The 16,546-nt window shown below is 56.3% G+C and carries 14 protein-coding genes; 11 read left to right on the forward strand and 3 right to left on the reverse strand.

Annotation, left to right across the window (positions count from 1 at the left end; all coding sequences use genetic code 11):
* Position 1: 1 nt before the first annotated feature.
* Positions 2-1,072, forward strand: a complete 1,071-nt coding sequence (locus OGY07_RS03080) for a sn-glycerol-3-phosphate import ATP-binding protein UgpC (protein ID WP_286598580.1) — start codon at positions 2-4, stop codon at positions 1,070-1,072.
* Positions 1,069-1,815, forward strand: coding sequence for a glycerophosphodiester phosphodiesterase (gene ugpQ, locus OGY07_RS03085; RefSeq protein ID WP_286598582.1), 747 nt, complete (start codon positions 1,069-1,071; stop codon positions 1,813-1,815). The genes OGY07_RS03080 and ugpQ overlap by 4 nt, the downstream gene beginning before the upstream one ends.
* Here ugpQ and OGY07_RS03090 read toward each other — a convergent pair.
* Positions 1,799-2,167 carry a DUF2756 family protein gene (locus tag OGY07_RS03090; RefSeq protein ID WP_042286487.1) on the reverse strand — a complete coding sequence of 123 codons (369 nt, stop codon included), beginning with the start codon at positions 2,165-2,167 and terminating at the stop codon, positions 1,799-1,801. The two genes, ugpQ and OGY07_RS03090, sit on opposite strands and share 17 nt — an antisense overlap.
* A 121-nt stretch (positions 2,168-2,288) precedes the next feature.
* Between OGY07_RS03090 and ggt the strand changes: the two genes are divergently transcribed.
* Entirely contained in the window at positions 2,289-4,034 is a 1,746-nt protein-coding gene (gene ggt / locus OGY07_RS03095) for a gamma-glutamyltransferase (protein WP_286598585.1), read from the forward strand.
* 86 nt (positions 4,035-4,120) lie between these two features.
* Here ggt and yhhY read toward each other — a convergent pair whose 3' ends face one another.
* On the reverse strand, positions 4,121-4,609 hold the full coding sequence (yhhY, locus tag OGY07_RS03100; RefSeq protein WP_181822408.1) for an N-acetyltransferase: 489 nt from the start codon (positions 4,607-4,609) through the stop codon (positions 4,121-4,123).
* Positions 4,610-5,077: 468 nt separating this feature from the next.
* Here yhhY and OGY07_RS03105 point away from each other — a divergent pair, with 468 nt between their 5' ends.
* The 5 genes from OGY07_RS03105 to gntU all read left to right on the forward strand — a co-directional run bounded on the left by OGY07_RS03105 (position 5,078) and on the right by gntU (position 10,083).
* Positions 5,078-6,115 carry an oxidoreductase gene (locus OGY07_RS03105; RefSeq protein ID WP_286598587.1) on the forward strand — a complete coding sequence of 346 codons (1,038 nt, stop codon included), beginning with the start codon at positions 5,078-5,080 and terminating at the stop codon, positions 6,113-6,115.
* Between the two features lie 124 nt (positions 6,116-6,239).
* The gene (locus OGY07_RS03110) at positions 6,240-6,935 is read left to right on the forward strand and encodes a pirin family protein (RefSeq protein ID WP_042286476.1); all 696 of its coding nucleotides are present in this window, start codon (positions 6,240-6,242) and stop codon (positions 6,933-6,935) included.
* A gap of 141 nt (positions 6,936-7,076) precedes the next feature.
* Entirely contained in the window at positions 7,077-8,072 is a 996-nt protein-coding gene (gene gntR / locus OGY07_RS03115; protein WP_042286472.1) for a gluconate operon transcriptional repressor GntR, read from the forward strand.
* A gap of 139 nt (positions 8,073-8,211) precedes the next feature.
* Complete coding sequence (gntK, locus tag OGY07_RS03120) at positions 8,212-8,739, forward strand: gluconokinase (RefSeq protein WP_042286469.1); 528 nt, start codon at positions 8,212-8,214, stop codon at positions 8,737-8,739.
* A 3-nt stretch (positions 8,740-8,742) separates the two neighbouring features.
* Positions 8,743-10,083: a gluconate transporter gene (gene gntU, locus OGY07_RS03125; protein WP_042286465.1), complete on the forward strand. Its 1,341-nt coding sequence runs from the start codon at positions 8,743-8,745 to the stop codon at positions 10,081-10,083.
* 78 nt (positions 10,084-10,161) lie between these two features.
* On the opposite strand, the gene yhgN is transcribed toward gntU, so the two are convergent.
* Positions 10,162-10,755 carry an NAAT family transporter YhgN gene (yhgN, locus tag OGY07_RS03130; RefSeq protein WP_012908322.1) on the reverse strand — a complete coding sequence of 198 codons (594 nt, stop codon included), beginning with the start codon at positions 10,753-10,755 and terminating at the stop codon, positions 10,162-10,164.
* A gap of 190 nt (positions 10,756-10,945) precedes the next feature.
* On the opposite strand from yhgN, the gene asd reads away from it, so the two are divergent.
* From asd to glgX, 3 genes are all read left to right on the forward strand, one after another.
* Positions 10,946-12,049, forward strand: coding sequence for an aspartate-semialdehyde dehydrogenase (gene asd / locus OGY07_RS03135; protein WP_042286462.1), 1,104 nt, complete (start codon positions 10,946-10,948; stop codon positions 12,047-12,049).
* A gap of 326 nt (positions 12,050-12,375) precedes the next feature.
* Complete coding sequence (gene glgB / locus OGY07_RS03140) at positions 12,376-14,562, forward strand: 1,4-alpha-glucan branching enzyme (RefSeq protein ID WP_042286460.1); 2,187 nt, start codon at positions 12,376-12,378, stop codon at positions 14,560-14,562.
* Complete coding sequence (gene glgX / locus OGY07_RS03145) at positions 14,559-16,535, forward strand: glycogen debranching protein GlgX (protein WP_286598593.1); 1,977 nt, start codon at positions 14,559-14,561, stop codon at positions 16,533-16,535. Before glgB ends, glgX begins: the two co-directional genes overlap by 4 nt.
* The last annotated feature ends 11 nt before the right edge of the window (positions 16,536-16,546 follow it).

A 16,546-nucleotide genomic window follows, 5' to 3' on the forward strand; every position in this document is an offset into this window, starting at 1 on the left:
GATGGCAGGTTTAAAATTACAGGCAGTAACCAAAAGCTGGGATGGCAAAACCCAGGTCATTCAGCCGCTCACCCTCGACGTGGCGGACGGGGAGTTTATCGTGATGGTCGGGCCGTCCGGCTGCGGAAAATCCACACTGCTGCGCATGGTGGCGGGGCTGGAGCGCGTGTCCTCCGGGGATATCTGGATCGACCGCCAGCGCGTCACCGAGATGGAGCCAAAAGATCGCGGTATCGCGATGGTGTTCCAGAACTACGCCCTCTATCCACATATGAGCGTGGAGGAGAACATGGCCTGGGGGCTAAAAATTCGCGGGATGGGTAAAGGCCATATTGAAGCACGGGTGAAAGAGGCGGCGCGCATTCTGGAACTGGATGGCCTGCTTAAGCGCCGCCCGCGCGAGCTCTCCGGCGGCCAGCGCCAGCGCGTGGCGATGGGGCGCGCCATCGTGCGCGATCCGGCGGTGTTTCTGTTTGATGAGCCGCTCTCCAACCTCGACGCCAAACTGCGCGTGCAGATGCGCCTCGAGCTGCAACATCTGCATCGTCGCCTGAACACGACATCCCTGTATGTGACCCACGATCAGGTTGAGGCGATGACGCTTGCCCAGCGGGTGATGGTGATGAACAAAGGCATCGCCGAACAGATTGGCACGCCGGTAGAGGTGTATGAAAAACCCGCCAGCCGCTTTGTGGCGAGCTTTATCGGCAGTCCGGCAATGAACCTGCTGGACGGGCGCATCACCAGATCGGGCACGCATATTGAGCTGGAAAGTGGCATGGCGTTGCCGATTGGGGGAGACTACCGTAGTTACGCCGGGCGTAAGATGACGCTGGGTATTCGTCCGGAGCATATTGCGCTAAGCTCGCAGACGGAAGGCGGCGTGCCGCTGGTGATGGACACCCTCGAGATGCTGGGGGCTGACAATCTGGCCCACGGACGCTGGGGCGAGCAAAAGCTGGTGGTGCGCCTTACCCATCAGCAACGCCCGAAAGCAGGCAGCACGCTGTGGCTGCATCTACCGGGAAATCATTTGCATCTTTTTGACGGTGAAACAGGACAACGTGTATGAGTAACTGGCCGTATCCCCGCATCGTCGCCCACCGTGGCGGCGGTAAACTGGCGCCGGAAAACACCCTCGCAGCAATCGACGTGGGCGCCCGTTTCGGACACACCATGATTGAGTTCGACGCTAAGCTGTCAAAAGACGGCGAAATCTTTCTGCTGCACGACGATAATCTCGAGCGAACCAGCAACGGCTGGGGCGTGGCGGGTGAGCTGAACTGGCAGGATTTATTGCGTGTCGATGCGGGAAGTTGGTTCAGCGGGGAGTTTAAAGGCGAACCGCTGCCGCTGCTGGCGGATGTGGCGGACCGCTGTCGTCAACACGGAATGATGGCCAATATCGAAATCAAACCGACCACCGGCACCGGGGCGCTGACGGGAAAAGTGATTGCCCTTGCCGCACGTGAGCTGTGGGCGGGGATGACCGCGCCATTGCTTTCATCGTTTGACATTGATGCGCTGGAGGCTGCGCAGGTTGCGGCACCGGAACTGCCCCGCGGGCTGTTGCTGGACGAATGGCGCCAGGACTGGCGCGAGTTAACCTCCCGCTTAGGCTGCGTGTCGATCCATCTCAATCATAAATTGCTCGATGAAGCGCGCGTGAGCAGTCTAAAAGACGCCGGGCTGCGCATCCTGGTGTACACCGTCAATAAACCCCAGCGCGCCGCTGAGTTGCTGCGCTGGGGCGTGGACTGCATCTGTACGGATGCCATTGATATTATCGGTCCGGACGTTATTTCTGCTGGTTAAGCATATCGCCGTTCTGCCGCTGGGGCAGCATCTTCTGACTGCTGCTCTGGCCGCCGCTTAGCATCCCGCCGCCGCTGTTGGGGAGCGGCTGTTCACGCATTTGGCCCTGCTGGATCCGTTGCTGATTGCTGTTTATCTGCGTTTGCAGATGCTGCTGTTGTTGTTGAGTCTGGGTTTTGAGCTGTTGGTTCAGCATCCCTTTCTGCTGGATCTGCTGCGACTGCATTTGCGTCTGCATCCGCTGCTGGCTGGGGATCTGATAACCCGGTTGGTTCGGGTTGTTCATGGTATTGATCGGCTGTGCGAAACAGGCAAACGGCAGTAGCGCTGTCAAAATGAAGAGTCGTTTCATCGTCATTCCTCCTGTGTGAGGTATCTCTTAAGTTTACGCCTTTCCCGGCGAAACGATGGTTATTTCAGAGTTATGCACCAGGCTTAGTGGGGCGTTGCCCGTTCAATTCTGGAGAATAACGATGATGAAACCGACGTTTTTGCGCCGGGTAGCCATTGCTGCTCTGCTCTCAGGAAGTTGTTTTAGTGTGGTAGCCGCGCCGCCAGCGCCGCCTCCGGTCTCGTACGGCGTGGAAGAGGATGTATTCCATCCCGTTCGCGCAAAGCAGGGCATGGTGGCTTCGGTGGATGCGATGGCGACAAAGGTGGGGGTGGATATCCTCAGGCAGGGCGGTAATGCCGTCGATGCCGCTGTCGCCGTAGGCTACGCGCTGGCGGTGACCCATCCGCAGGCGGGGAACCTGGGCGGCGGCGGCTTTATGCTGCTGCGCACGAAAGAGGGTACGACCACCGCCATCGATTTTCGCGAAATGGCGCCCGCTAATGCTACGCGCGATATGTTCCTTGACGATCAGGGGAATCCCGACAGTAAAAAATCGCTGACTTCGCATCTCGCGTCCGGGACGCCAGGCACCGTGGCGGGGTTTTCACTGGCGCTGGAAAAATACGGCACGATGCCGCTGAACAAAGTGGTGCGTCCGGCTATTTCATTGGCGCAGGACGGCTTTGTGGTTAACGACGCGCTGGCGGAGGATCTGAAAACGTACGGCAGTGAAGTCATTCCCCATCATGAAAACAGCAAAGCGATTTTCTGGAAGGACGGCGAGCCGCTGAAGAAAGGCGACACGCTGGTACAGAAGAATCTGGCGAAAAGCCTGGAGATGATCGCCGAAAGCGGTACGGATGCGTTCTATAAAGGCGCCATTGCCGATCAAATTGCCCAGGAGATGCAGAAGAACGGCGGGCTTATCACCAAAGAGGATTTAGCCAACTACAAAGCGGTGGAGCGTACGCCAATTAGCGGTGATTATCGCGGGTATCAGGTCTTCTCCATGCCGCCGCCTTCATCCGGCGGGATTCATATCGTCCAAATCCTCAACATCCTTGAAAACGTCGATATGAAAAAATATGGCTTTGGCAGCGCAGACGCCATGCAAATTATGGCGGAAGCGGAAAAATACGCTTATGCCGATCGTTCGGAGTATCTGGGTGATCCGGACTTCGTGAAAGTGCCGTGGCAGGCGCTGACCAACAAAGCCTATGCCAAAACGATCGCCGACAAGATCGATATCAACAAAGCGAAACCGTCCAGCGAAATTCGCCCCGGCAAACTCGCGCCTTATGAAAGCAATCAGACCACGCACTTCTCGGTGGTGGACAAAGACGGCAACGCAGTGGCGGTGACCTATACCCTGAATACCACCTTTGGTACTGGCATCGTGGCAGGCAATACCGGCATTCTGATGAACAACGAAATGGATGACTTCTCCGCGAAACCGGGCGTGCCAAACGTCTACGGACTGGTGGGCGGCGATGCCAACGCCGTCGGGCCGAAGAAGCGCCCGTTGTCGTCGATGTCGCCAACCATCGTGGTGAAGGACGGGAAAACCTGGCTGGTGACGGGCAGCCCGGGCGGCAGCCGTATTATCACCACGGTGCTGCAGATGGTGGTCAACAGCATTGATTTTGGGATGAACGTTGCAGAGGCAACCAACGCGCCGCGCTTCCATCACCAGTGGCTACCGGATGAGCTGCGCGTGGAGAAAGGCTTTAGCCCGGATACGTTGAAGCTGCTGGAGCAAAAAGGACAAAAAGTCGTGCTGAAAGAGGCGATGGGCAGCACCCAGAGCATCATGGTTGGGCCTGATGGCGAGCTGTATGGGGCTTCCGACCCACGTTCGGTGGATGATTTAACGGCGGGGTATTAACGTGTTACCGGGTGGCGGCTTCGCCTTACCCGGCCTGCGTTTCAGTCTTATCAGTCCCGGTAGGCGTAGCGCCACCGGGCGATGTGTCACTTTATTCTTGCCATATAATACGCGTCCACATACTCGCCGTCGCGCAGGGCGTAGCGCTTGCCGGTGCCTTCAATGTCAAAGCCATGCTTTTTATAGACCGCCACCGCTGGCGCATTATCGACAAACACCGTCAGTTCGATGCGATCTACCCGCAGCCAGTTATCGCACATATCGATCATCGTGCGAATCAACGCGCTGGCAACGCCGCGGTTTTGCCAGCGGGCGTCAACGCAGATGCCAAAATCGGCGACATGGCTGCGGCGGGGGCGCTGCGTAACCTCAATGCACAAATGCCCGACAACCTGCTCGTCAATGCAGGCGACAAGCTGTTTAATGCCCGGCTGGTCGGCCAGTCGCGCCTGCCACATTTCCATCGAGGGATGCGGAACCTGTAGCGTGTTGCGATACACCTCAGGCTGGGCGTGGATCTGACGAATCGCGTCATAATCTCTGGTTTCAGCGTGGCGTATCACTATTTCGCTCATTCTTGTCTCTCCGGTGGGGGTAAAGTCCTTTTTAACATCATTGACTTTCACATCGCAGTCAAATGCATTTATTTGCAAAAAGTGTTGGACAACTGCGAATGAGAATGATTATTATTGCTTTGCATTCAGGGAGACCCTTGCGGAGAACCTGAAAGCACGACATTGCTCACATTGCTTCCAGTATTACTTTAGCCAGCCTCTGCTGGCTTTTTTTTTGGGGTTTGTTTCAGCCTGGCTTACTTGTCATTTTGTCCCCGGGGAGTGCTCCTCACGTACATTAAGTACGCTCCGGGCCCTGCGCGCTTGCCGTGAACAAACTGACGGCGACGGCGGCGGCTGATTTTTTGGTTTTGCTTTTGTAGGCCGGATAAGCGTCAGCGCCATCCGGCAACGGTTTCGGGCTCTGACGTGTCGTCTTTCCCTGGTTTGCGCTAAGGTGTAGTCAATCACCTTAAAAAGGACACCTTCATGACGTTACATTGCGCATTTATTGGCTTTGGGAAAAGCACGACCCGTTATCATCTTCCTTATGTACTCAACCGTAAAGACACCTGGCACGTCGCCCATATTTACCGCCGCCGCGCGAAGCCGGAAGAACAGGCGCCGATCTATTCTCATATCCATTTCACCAGCGATCTTGATGAAGTGTTAAATGACCCACAGGTAAAACTGGTGATTGTCTGTACCCATGCCGACAGCCATTTTGAATACGCGAAGCGTGCGCTGGAAGCAGGGAAAAACGTGCTGGTCGAAAAGCCCTTCACCCCAACCCTGGCAGAGGCCAGGGTGCTGTTTGAACTGGCGCAAAGCAAAGGGCTGACGGTATCGCCGTATCAGAACCGCCGCTTTGACGCCTGCTTCCTGACCGCCAAAAAAGTCATCGAAAGCGGCAAGCTGGGGGAGATTGTCGAAATCGAAAGTCATTTCGACTACTACCGACCGGTGGCGGAAACCAAACCGGGTTTGCCGCAGGACGGCTCGTTCTACGGTCTCGGCGTGCATACCATGGACCAGATTATCTCGCTGTTTGGGCGTCCGGATCACGCCGCGTATGACATCCGTAGTCTGCGCAACAAAGCGAACCCGGACGATACCTTTGAGGCGCAGCTGTTTTACGGCGACCTGAAAGCGATCGTTAAAACCAGCCATCTGGTGAAAATCGATTACCCGAAATTTATCGTTCATGGCACCAAAGGCTCGTTTATTAAATACGGCATCGACCAGCAGGAAACCAGCCTGAAGGCCAACATCATGCCGGTTGAACCGGGGTTTGCAGCCGATGAGTCGCTGGGCGTGCTGGAGTACGTCAATGATGACGGTGTGACGGTGCGCGAAGAGATCACGCCGGAGGTGGGGGACTATGGTCGCGTTTATGATGCGCTGTTCAAAACGATTACCCAGGGGGCGCCAAATTACGTCAAGGAATCTGAGGTTTTGACAAATCTCGAACTCCTGGAACGGGCGTTTGAGCAGGCGTCTCCGGCCACCATTACCCTTGCCAGATAAGGCTTACGGCTCCTCTATGCTCTTGTTCATATTTTTTGAACAGAGGAGTCAATTTTCACCCTCTATGATCGCAGCGCGATTGGGTCCACACTGACTCCATCGAAAACATCTGGGGGTGAACACAATGATCTACTTACGCAAAGCAAATGACCGCGGCCACGCCAATCATGGCTGGCTGGATTCCTGGCACACCTTTTCGTTTGCCGACTATTATGACCCGAACTTTATGGGCTTTTCGGCGCTGCGGGTGATTAACGATGACGTGATTGATGCGGGACAGGGGTTCGGTACCCATCCGCATAAAGACATGGAGATCCTGACCTACGTGCTGGAAGGCGCAGTAGAACACCAGGACAGCATGGGCAACAAAGAGCAGGTGCCAGCCGGTGAATTCCAGATCATGAGCGCGGGAACAGGGGTACGTCACTCTGAGTACAACCCGAGCAAAACGGATCGTCTGCGTCTTTACCAGATCTGGATCATCCCGGAAACAACCGGCATAACGCCGCGTTACGAACAGCGTCGTTTCGATGCCACGCAGGGGAAACAACTGGTGCTGTCGCCGGATGCCCGCGACGGTTCGCTGAAAGTGTATCAGGATATGGAACTGTACCGCTGGGCGCTGGTAAAAGACGAGCAGTCGGTGCATCAGATTGCCGCAGAACGCCGCGTCTGGATCCAGGTGGTGAAAGGCGAGGTGACGATAAACGGCACCAAAGCGACCACCAGCGACGGTCTGGCGATTTGGGATGAACAAGCGATCTCAATTCATGCCGACAGCGATAGTGAAGTGCTGCTGTTTGACTTACCGCCAGTATAAATCGACATCACCCTGCCCAACGAGGGCTTACAGGCCGGATGCGACGTGAAAACGTCGCTATCCGGCTTTTTTCGTGTGTCATTAATTCTTCATGTCCGTGGTAAACTGGGAAAATCTATCCCTTTTATATCTTTCAGGACGATGAAAAAGAAAAGACCCGTACTTCAGGATGTCGCCGACCGCGTAGGCGTGACCAAAATGACGGTCAGCCGCTTTTTGCGTAACCCGGAGCAGGTCTCCGTCGCGCTACGCGGCAAGATCGCCGCTGCACTTGATGAACTGGGTTACATTCCCAATCGCGCCCCTGATATTCTTTCAAACGCCACCAGCCGGGCGATCGGCGTGTTGCTGCCTTCATTAACCAACCAGGTCTTCGCAGAAGTGCTGCGCGGGATTGAGGCGGTGACGGATGCCCACGGCTACCAGACTATGCTCGCGCACTACGGCTATAAGCCGGAAATGGAACAGGAGCGCCTGGAGTCGATGCTTTCCTGGAATATCGACGGTCTGATTCTGACCGAACGTACCCATACTCCGCGCACCCTGAAAATGATAGAAGTGGCAGGCATCCCGGTGGTTGAACTGATGGACAGCCAGTCGCCGTGTCTGGACATCGCCGTCGGCTTTGACAACTTTGAAGCTGCCCGTCAGATGACTGCCGCGATTATTGCCCGCGGGCATCGTCATATCGCCTATCTTGGCGCGCGTCTCGACGAACGTACTATCATCAAACAGAAGGGGTATGAGCAGGCGATGCGGGATGCTGGCCTGGTGCCTTACAGTGTGATGGTTGAGCAGTCTTCATCTTACTCGTCGGGGATCGAACTGATCCGCCAGGCGCGCCGCGAATATCCGCAGCTTGACGGGATCTTCTGTACCAACGATGACCTGGCGGTCGGGGCGGCGTTTGAATGCCAGCGCCTGGGGCTTTCAATTCCGCGTGATATGGCGATTGCCGGGTTCCACGGTCATGATATCGGACAGGTGATGGAACCGCGTCTGGCCAGCGTCCTGACGCCGCGTGAACGGATGGGCAGCATTGGCGCAGAGCGCCTGCTGGCTCGCATCCGTGGTGAAAGCGTGACGCCGAAAATGTTAGATTTAGGTTTCACCTTGTCACCGGGCGGATCTATTTAAGCCAACAAATTTGAAGTAGCTCACACTTATTCACTTCTGGCACGTTTGGACATTGCGTCCAGGTTTGTCCGGTCGGACAATGTTACCGATAACAGTTACCCGTAACAATTCCTGAACTTTGTACTGTGAGGGCACCACTTTGAGCACGACTAACCATGATCACCACGTTTACGTTCTGATGGGCGTATCGGGCAGCGGCAAATCCGCTGTCGCAAGCGAAGTGGCGCATCAACTTCATGCCGCGTTCCTTGACGGCGATTTTCTCCATCCGCGTAGCAACATTGAGAAAATGGCCTCTGGCGAACCCTTAAATGACGACGACCGTAAACCGTGGCTGCAGGCGCTGAACGACGCCGCGTTTGCCATGCAGCGTACCAACAAAGTGTCGCTGATCGTCTGTTCCGCGCTGAAAAAACACTACCGCGACATCCTGCGCGACGGTAATCCAAACCTTTCTTTTATCTACCTGAAAGGCGATTTCGACGTCATTGAAAGCCGTCTGAAGGCGCGTAAAGGCCATTTCTTCAAAACGCAGATGCTGGTGACACAATTCGACACGCTGCAGGAACCGGACGCTGACGAGAAAGACGTGCTGGTGGTGGATATCGATCAGCCGCTGGACGGTGTTGTTGCAAGCACCATCGAGGTCATTACTAAAAGGCAGTAAGTTTTGAGTACATTAACGCTTGTTTTAACAGCAGTAGGCTCCGTTTTACTGCTGTTGTTTTTAGTGATGAAGGCGCGAATGCATGCCTTCGTTGCTTTGATGGTGGTGTCTATTGGCGCAGGGCTCTTTTCCGGTATGCCGCTCGATAAAATTGCAGCGACGATGGAAAAGGGAATGGGCGGTACGCTTGGCTTCCTGGCCATTGTGGTCGCGCTGGGCGCTATGTTCGGTAAGATCCTGCATGAAACGGGCGCGGTCGATCAGATCGCCGTCAAGATGCTGAAATCCTTTGGTCACAGCCGCGCGCACTATGCGATTGGCCTGGCCGGTTTGATCTGCGCGCTGCCGTTGTTCTTTGAAGTGGCGATCGTGTTGCTGATTAGCGTCGCGTTTTCGATGGCGCGTCATACCGGCACCAATCTGGTGAAGCTGGTGATCCCGCTGTTTGCCGGGGTTGCGGCGGCTGCGGCCTTCCTGCTGCCCGGGCCTGCGCCGATGCTGCTGGCTTCACAAATGCACGCCGACTTTGGCTGGATGATCCTGATTGGCCTGTGCGCTGCGATTCCGGGAATGATTATCGCCGGGCCGCTGTGGGGCAACTTCATCAGCCGTTTTGTGGAGCTGCGCATACCCGACGATATTACCGAGCCACACCTCGGCGAAGGCAAGATGCCATCCTTTGGCTTCAGCCTGTCGTTGATCCTGCTGCCGCTGGTGCTGGTGGGGCTGAAAACCATCGCCGCGCGCTTTGTACCGGAAGGGTCAACGGCTTACGAATGGTTTGAATTTATCGGCCATCCGTTCACCGCGATTCTGGTTGCTTGTCTGGTGGCGATCTATGGCCTGGCGATGCGTCAGGGAATGCCAAAAGATAAAGTAATGGAAATCTGCGGTCACGCGCTGCAGCCGGCGGGGATTATTCTGCTGGTGATTGGCGCAGGCGGCGTGTTTAAGCAGGTGCTGGTGGATTCCGGCGTGGGCCCGGCGCTGGGGGAAGCGTTGACCGGCATGGGCTTGCCGATTGCCATTACCTGCTTCGTACTCGCCGCGGCAGTGCGCATCATTCAGGGTTCCGCGACGGTGGCCTGTCTGACGGCGGTGGGGCTGGTGATGCCGGTGATTGAACAACTGAACTTCTCCGGTGCGCAGATGGCGGCATTGTCTATCTGTATCGCGGGCGGTTCGATTGTTGTCAGCCACGTTAACGACGCCGGTTTCTGGCTGTTCGGTAAATTCACCGGCGCGACCGAAGCGCAAACGCTGAAGACCTGGACGATGATGGAAACCATCCTCGGTACTGTCGGCGCGATCGTCGGGATGATTGCCTTTCAGCTATTGAGCTGATTACTGTGCCCGGTGGCGCTTGCGCTTCCCGGGCCTGAGTACTGCACAGGTTGAAACCGTAGCACCCCCGCCGTTTTATCACCCCTTCATCCACATCCGGATGCCGTCGAGGAACATCTGGGTCGCCATCATCACCAGAATCAACCCCATCAGGCGCTCCAGCGCGTTTACGCCTTTTTCGCCAAGCAGGCGCAGGAACAGCGATGACTGCATCAGAATGGCAAACGTGCCGCCCCAGGCCAGCAGCAGAGCAATGACCAGATGTCCCATCTGGTTTGGATATTGATGTGACAGCAGCATTAACGTCGCCAGAATGGTCGGACCGGCCACCAGCGGGATGGCCAGCGGCACGATAAAGGGCTCTTCACCCGCCGGTAACCCCGCGCTGTTGCCCGACGCGCTGGGGAAAATCATTTTAATGGCGATCAGGAACAGGATAATCCCCCCGGAGATGGACACTGTTTCGGCGCGTAAATTGAGAAAAGCGAGAATTTTCTCGCCCGCGAAAAGAAAAATCAGCATCAGCAGCAGCGCGATAAACAGCTCGCGAACCATAATCGCGCGACGCCGTTTTGGCTCGGTATGTTTCAGTACGGACATGAAGATAGGCAGATTACCGAGCGGATCCATAATCAGGATCAATAAAACTGCTGCTGAAATGATTTCATTCATAACTCAAATTCCCTGATAATTGCCGCGGACTTTCTGCTTGCTAACGCAGCGGGATAAGTCGCATTACTGATGGCATCGCTATCATTGATTAATTTCACTTGCGACTTTGGCTGCTTTTTGTATGGTGAAGGATAAGCCAGTAGGACACTGGTTAGCATACACAGCACACATCTCTGCAGGAAAAAACGCTATGAAAAATGTTGGTTTTATCGGCTGGCGCGGTATGGTCGGCTCTGTTCTCATGCAACGCATGGTTGAAGAGCGCGACTTCGACGCCATTCGCCCTGTTTTCTTTTCGACTTCTCAGCTGGGTCTGGCTGCGCCGACGTTTGGCGGCACCACCGGCACACTTCAGGACGCATTCGATCTCGAGGCGCTGAAGGCGCTCGACATTATTGTGACCTGCCAGGGCGGCGATTATACCAACGAAATTTATCCAAAGCTGCGTGAAAGCGGGTGGCAGGGCTACTGGATTGACGCCGCCTCCTCGCTGCGTATGAAAGATGACGCCATCATCATTCTCGACCCAGTTAACCAGGATGTCATCAACGATGGCCTGAATAAAGGCATCAAAACGTTTGTCGGCGGTAACTGTACCGTCAGCCTGATGCTGATGTCGCTGGGCGGCCTGTTTGCTAACGACCTGGTGGACTGGGTATCTGTTGCCACTTACCAGGCGGCTTCCGGCGGCGGCGCGCGGCATATGCGTGAGTTGCTCAACCAGATGGGCCAACTGCATAACCACGTGGCGGATGAACTGGCGACCCCTTCTTCAGCGATTCTCGATATCGAACGTAAAGTCACCCATCTTACCCGCAGCGGCGATCTGCCGGTGGATAACTTTGGCGTACCGCTGGCAGGCAGCCTGATCCCGTGGATCGACAAACAGCTCGATAACGGCCAGAGCCGCGAAGAGTGGAAGGGCCAGGCGGAAACCAACAAAATTCTCAATACCGCTTCCGTGATCCCGGTGGATGGCCTTTGTGTGCGCGTGGGCGCGCTGCGCTGCCATAGCCAGGCTTTCACCATTAAATTGAAAAAAGATGTGTCTATTCCGACCGTGGAAGCACTGCTGGCGGCGCACAATCCGTGGGCCAAAGTCGTGCCAAACGATCGGGATATTACCCTGCGCGAACTGACCCCGGCGGCCGTTACCGGTACGCTGACCACGCCAGTGGGCCGTCTGCGTAAGCTGAATATGGGACCGGAGTTCCTGTCAGCCTTTACCGTGGGCGACCAGCTGCTGTGGGGCGCGGCGGAACCGCTGCGCCGGATGCTGCGCCAACTGGCGTAACCGTGAATTGCCCGATCGCGCTTTGCGTATCGGGCCTGCGGGTAATCCGCAAAAATTTGTCAAAGTGTTATCCAGGGTGCTGAGTCACCCTTTTTTATGCGTTATACAGGAGTAATCGCAGATGTTTCATTTTTTCACAGGAGTTAATTAAAGCGTTGGCTATTCTTTAAAGGTGCCCTGATACCTCCGCGGTATTACGGTTTTGCCTGAAGCCAGGACGGCGCAGAGAGGATGCACAATTGTGCTGCGCTGTTAAAGTTAAAAAAGCGTCTCCGCCCGATGCCACAAGCAGCGGGAAAGGGAGGCTGTAAAACAGGATGACAACCATGTCCGTTCGTATCGATAGAGACGTGATTAACGCGCTAATTGCAGGCCATTTTGCGGATCCTTTTTCCGTACTCGGAATGCACCAGACCCCCGCCGGACTTGAAGTCCGCGCTCTGTTACCTGACGCCACCGAAGTGTGGGTCATTGAACCGAAAACCGGACGTAAAGTCGGCAAACTCGAATGCCTTGACTCGCGCGGTTTCTTCAGCGGCGTATTACCGCGTCGTAAAAATCCTTTTCGCTATCAGCTTGCGGTTGTCTGGCACGGCCAGCAGAACTTGATTGACGATCCCTACCGTTTTGGTCCATTGATTCAGGAGATGGATGCCTGGCTGCTGTCGGAAGGCACCCATCTTCGTCCGTATGAAACCCTCGGCGCCCATGCGGATACGATGGATGGCGTGACTGGAACCCGCTTCTCGGTGTGGGCGCCGAACGCCCGACGCGTCTCGGTTGTGGGGCAATTTAACTACTGGGATGGACGTCGTCATCCGATGCGCCTGCGCAAAGAGAGCGGCATTTGGGAGCTGTTTATTCCGGGCGCGCAGAACGGTCAGCTGTATAAATACGAAATGATCGACGCCAACGGCAATCTGCGCGTGAAAGCCGATCCTTACGCGTTTGAAGCGCAGATGCGCCCGGATACCGCCTCGCTGATTTGCGGGCTGCCGGAAAAGGTTGAGCAAACCGAAGAGCGCAAAAAAGCCAATCAATTCGATGCGCCTATCTCCATTTATGAAGTGCACCTTGGGTCGTGGCGTCGTCATACCGACAACAATTTCTGGCTGAGCTACCGTGAGCTGGCGGACCAGCTTGTCCCGTACGTGAAGTGGATGGGCTTTACCCATATTGAGCTGTTGCCCGTTAACGAGCATCCGTTCGACGGCAGTTGGGGCTATCAGCCCACCGGTTTGTATGCGCCGACCCGTCGCTTCGGTACCCGCGATGATTTCCGCTATTTCATCAACGCCGCGCATAACGCCGGGCTGAACGTTATTCTCGACTGGGTGCCGGGTCATTTCCCCTCCGACGACTTTGGCCTGGCGGAATTTGACGGCACGAAGCTGTACGAACACAGCGACCCGCGGGAAGGCTATCACCAGGACTGGAACACGCTGATCTACAACTACGGACGCCGTGAAGTCAGCAACTATCTGGTCGGCAACGCCCTGTACTGGATTGAACGCTTCGGCATTGACGCCCTGCGCGTGGATGCGGTGGCGTCGATGATCTACCGCGACTACAGCCGGAAAGAGGGAGAGTGGATCCCGAACGAGTTCGGCGGACGGGAGAACCTGGAAGCGATCGAATTTTTACGCAATACCAACCGGATCCTTGGCGAACAAGTGCCGGGCGCGGTGAGCATGGCGGAAGAATCCACCGACTTCGCCGGGGTGTCCCGTCCGCAGGACATGGGCGGGTTGGGATTCTGGTACAAATGGAATCTTGGCTGGATGCACGACACCCTCGACTACATGAAACTGGATCCGGTCTATCGTCAGTATCACCACGATAAACTGACGTTTGGCATGCTCTACAACTACACTGAAAACTTTGTGTTGCCGCTGTCGCATGACGAAGTGGTTCACGGCAAGAAATCGATTCTCGACCGTATGCCGGGCGATGCATGGCAGAAGTTCGCCAACCTGCGCGCCTACTACGGCTGGATGTGGGCCTTCCCTGGCAAAAAACTGCTGTTTATGGGCAACGAATTCGCCCAGGGCCGCGAATGGAACCACGACGCCAGTCTCGACTGGCATCTGCTGGAAGGGGGCGACAACTGGCATCATGGCGTCCAGCGGCTGGTACGCGACCTCAACCACACTTACCGACACCATAAAGCGCTGCACGAACTCGATTTTGACAGCTATGGTTTTGAATGGCTGGTGGTGGATGACAACGCGCGCTCGGTGCTGATTTTTGTGCGCCGCGATAAGGTCGGCAACGAAATTATTGTTGCCAGTAACTTCACCCCGGTGCCGCGCCACGATTATCGCTTTGGCGTAAATCAGCCGGGCAAATGGCGTGAAATCCTCAACACCGACTCGATGCATTACCACGGCAGCAACGCGGGTAACGGCGGTGTCGTGCAAACCGACAACATCGGCAGCCACGGACGTCCGCAGTCGTTGAGCCTCACCCTGCCGCCGCTGGCGACCATCTGGCTGGTTCGGGAGGGGGAATGAGCCAACTGGAGACGGGCAATGCGACGCCTCACGGCGCGACGTATGACGGGCACGGCGTGAACTTCACGCTGTTCTCCGCCCATGCCGAGCGCGTCGAGCTGTGCGTGTTTGACCCGCAGGGTAACGAGCAGCGCTACGATCTGCCTGCGCGTACTGGCGATATCTGGCACGGCTATTTGCCCGACGCGCGCCCCGGTCTGCGCTATGGTTATCGCGTGCATGGCCCATGGGCGCCTGCTCAGGGGCACCGCTTTAATCCGGCAAAGTTGCTGATTGACCCCTGCGCGCGGCGCGTTGAGGGAGATTTTAAAGACAACCCGCTGTTCCATGCGGGTTATGACGCACCGGATCATCGCGATAACGTCGCCATCGCAGCGAAGTGTGTGGTAACCGCCGATAACTATGACTGGGAAGGCGATACGCCACCCCGCACGCCGTGGGGCAAGAGCGTGATCTACGAAGCCCATGTCAAAGGCTTAACGTATCTGCATCCACAGATCCCGGCGGCGATCCGCGGCACTTATCGGGCGCTCGGCCATCCGGTGATGATCGCGCATTTTAAGCGTCTCGGGATCACCGCGCTGGAACTGCTGCCGGTGGCGCATTTCGCCAGCGAACCGCGCCTGCAACGGTTGGGGCTTTCGAATTACTGGGGGTACAACCCGGTAGCGCTGTTTGCGCTGCATCCGGCCTATGCCTGTTCGCCCGAAACGGCGCTCGACGAGTTTCGCGATGCGGTCAAAGCGCTGCACAACGCCGGTATTGAAGTCATTCTCGACATCGTGCTGAACCACAGCGCCGAGCTGGATCTGGACGGACCTCTCTTCTCCCTGCGCGGAATCGACAACCGTAGCTATTATTGGATAAGGGACGATGGTGATTACCACAACTGGACCGGCTGCGGCAACACGTTGAATCTCAGTCAGCCCAACGTGGTGGCATATGCTTGCGAATGCCTGCGCTATTGGGTAGAGACCTGCCATGTAGACGGTTTCCGTTTTGATCTGGCGTCGGTCATGGGCCGCACGCCGGCGTTTCGTCAGGATGCGCCATTGTTTACGGCCATCAAAAATTGTCTGGTGCTTTCCCGCGTGAAGCTGATAGCAGAACCGTGGGACATTGGCGAAGGCGGGTATCAGGTGGGCAACTTCCCGCCGCCGTTTGCGGAGTGGAACGACCATTTTCGCGACGCCGCGCGCCGCTTTTGGCTACGGCAAAACCTGACGCTCGGCGAATTCGCCGGACGCGTTGCCGCCTCCAGCGACGTGTTTAAACGTGACGGACGTCTGCCCAGCGCGTCGGTCAATCTGGTGACGGCCCATGACGGTTTCACGCTCAGGGACTGCGTTTGTTTCAACCAGAAACACAATGAGGCGAACGGAGAGGAAAATCGGGACGGAACCGACAACAACCAGAGTAATAATCATGGTAAAGAAGGGTTAGGCGGGACGCTGGATGTGGTTGAGCGTCGGCGCGACAGCATTCACGCGCTGTTGACGACGCTGCTGCTGTCACAGGGAACGCCGATGCTGCTGGCGGGCGATGAACAGGGTCACAGCCAGCACGGCAACAATAACGCCTATTGCCAGGACAATGCGCTGACCTGGCTGGACTGGTCGCAGGCAAGCGACGGTTTGATCGACTTTACCGCCGCGTTGATACATCTGCGCCAGCAAATCCCCGCGCTGGTGGACGACCGCTGGTGGGAAGAGGGCGATGGCAATGTGCGCTGGCTTAACCGCTTCGCGCAGCCTTTAAGCGCAAACGAGTGGCAGAACGGCGCCAGACAGATGCAAATCCTGCTGTCGGGCCGTTTTCTCATCACGATCAATGCCACCACTGAAGTGGCTGAAATTGTATTACCTGACGGGGAGTGGCGCGCTGTTCCCCCATTTGCCGGTGAGGATAATCCGGTGATTACGGCTGTCTGGCCGGGACCTGCGCACGGATTGTGTGTGTTCCAGAGAGGATAAAAAGGAGTTAG

The organism is Citrobacter sp. Cs237, assembly GCF_030332325.1.
Classification (GTDB): domain Bacteria; phylum Pseudomonadota; class Gammaproteobacteria; order Enterobacterales; family Enterobacteriaceae; genus Citrobacter_A; species Citrobacter_A sedlakii.

What these genes read in the sequence shown, in the direction of transcription:
- OGY07_RS03080 (WP_286598580.1), top strand. Translation starts at nt 2, where the DNA reads ATGGCAGGTTTAAAATTACAGGCAGTAACCAAAAGCTGGGATGGCAAA.
- ugpQ (WP_286598582.1), top strand. Translation starts at nt 1,069, where the DNA reads ATGAGTAACTGGCCGTATCCCCGCATCGTCGCCCACCGTGGCGGCGGT.
- OGY07_RS03090 (WP_042286487.1), bottom strand. Translation starts at nt 2,167, where the DNA reads ATGAAACGACTCTTCATTTTGACAGCGCTACTGCCGTTTGCCTGTTTC.
- ggt (WP_286598585.1), top strand. Translation starts at nt 2,289, where the DNA reads ATGATGAAACCGACGTTTTTGCGCCGGGTAGCCATTGCTGCTCTGCTC.
- yhhY (WP_181822408.1), bottom strand. Translation starts at nt 4,609, where the DNA reads ATGAGCGAAATAGTGATACGCCACGCTGAAACCAGAGATTATGACGCG.
- OGY07_RS03105 (WP_286598587.1), top strand. Translation starts at nt 5,078, where the DNA reads ATGACGTTACATTGCGCATTTATTGGCTTTGGGAAAAGCACGACCCGT.
- OGY07_RS03110 (WP_042286476.1), top strand. Translation starts at nt 6,240, where the DNA reads ATGATCTACTTACGCAAAGCAAATGACCGCGGCCACGCCAATCATGGC.
- gntR (WP_042286472.1), top strand. Translation starts at nt 7,077, where the DNA reads ATGAAAAAGAAAAGACCCGTACTTCAGGATGTCGCCGACCGCGTAGGC.
- yhgN (WP_012908322.1), bottom strand. Translation starts at nt 10,755, where the DNA reads ATGAATGAAATCATTTCAGCAGCAGTTTTATTGATCCTGATTATGGAT.
- asd (WP_042286462.1), top strand. Translation starts at nt 10,946, where the DNA reads ATGAAAAATGTTGGTTTTATCGGCTGGCGCGGTATGGTCGGCTCTGTT.
- glgB (WP_042286460.1), top strand. Translation starts at nt 12,376, where the DNA reads ATGTCCGTTCGTATCGATAGAGACGTGATTAACGCGCTAATTGCAGGC.
- glgX (WP_286598593.1), top strand. Translation starts at nt 14,559, where the DNA reads ATGAGCCAACTGGAGACGGGCAATGCGACGCCTCACGGCGCGACGTAT.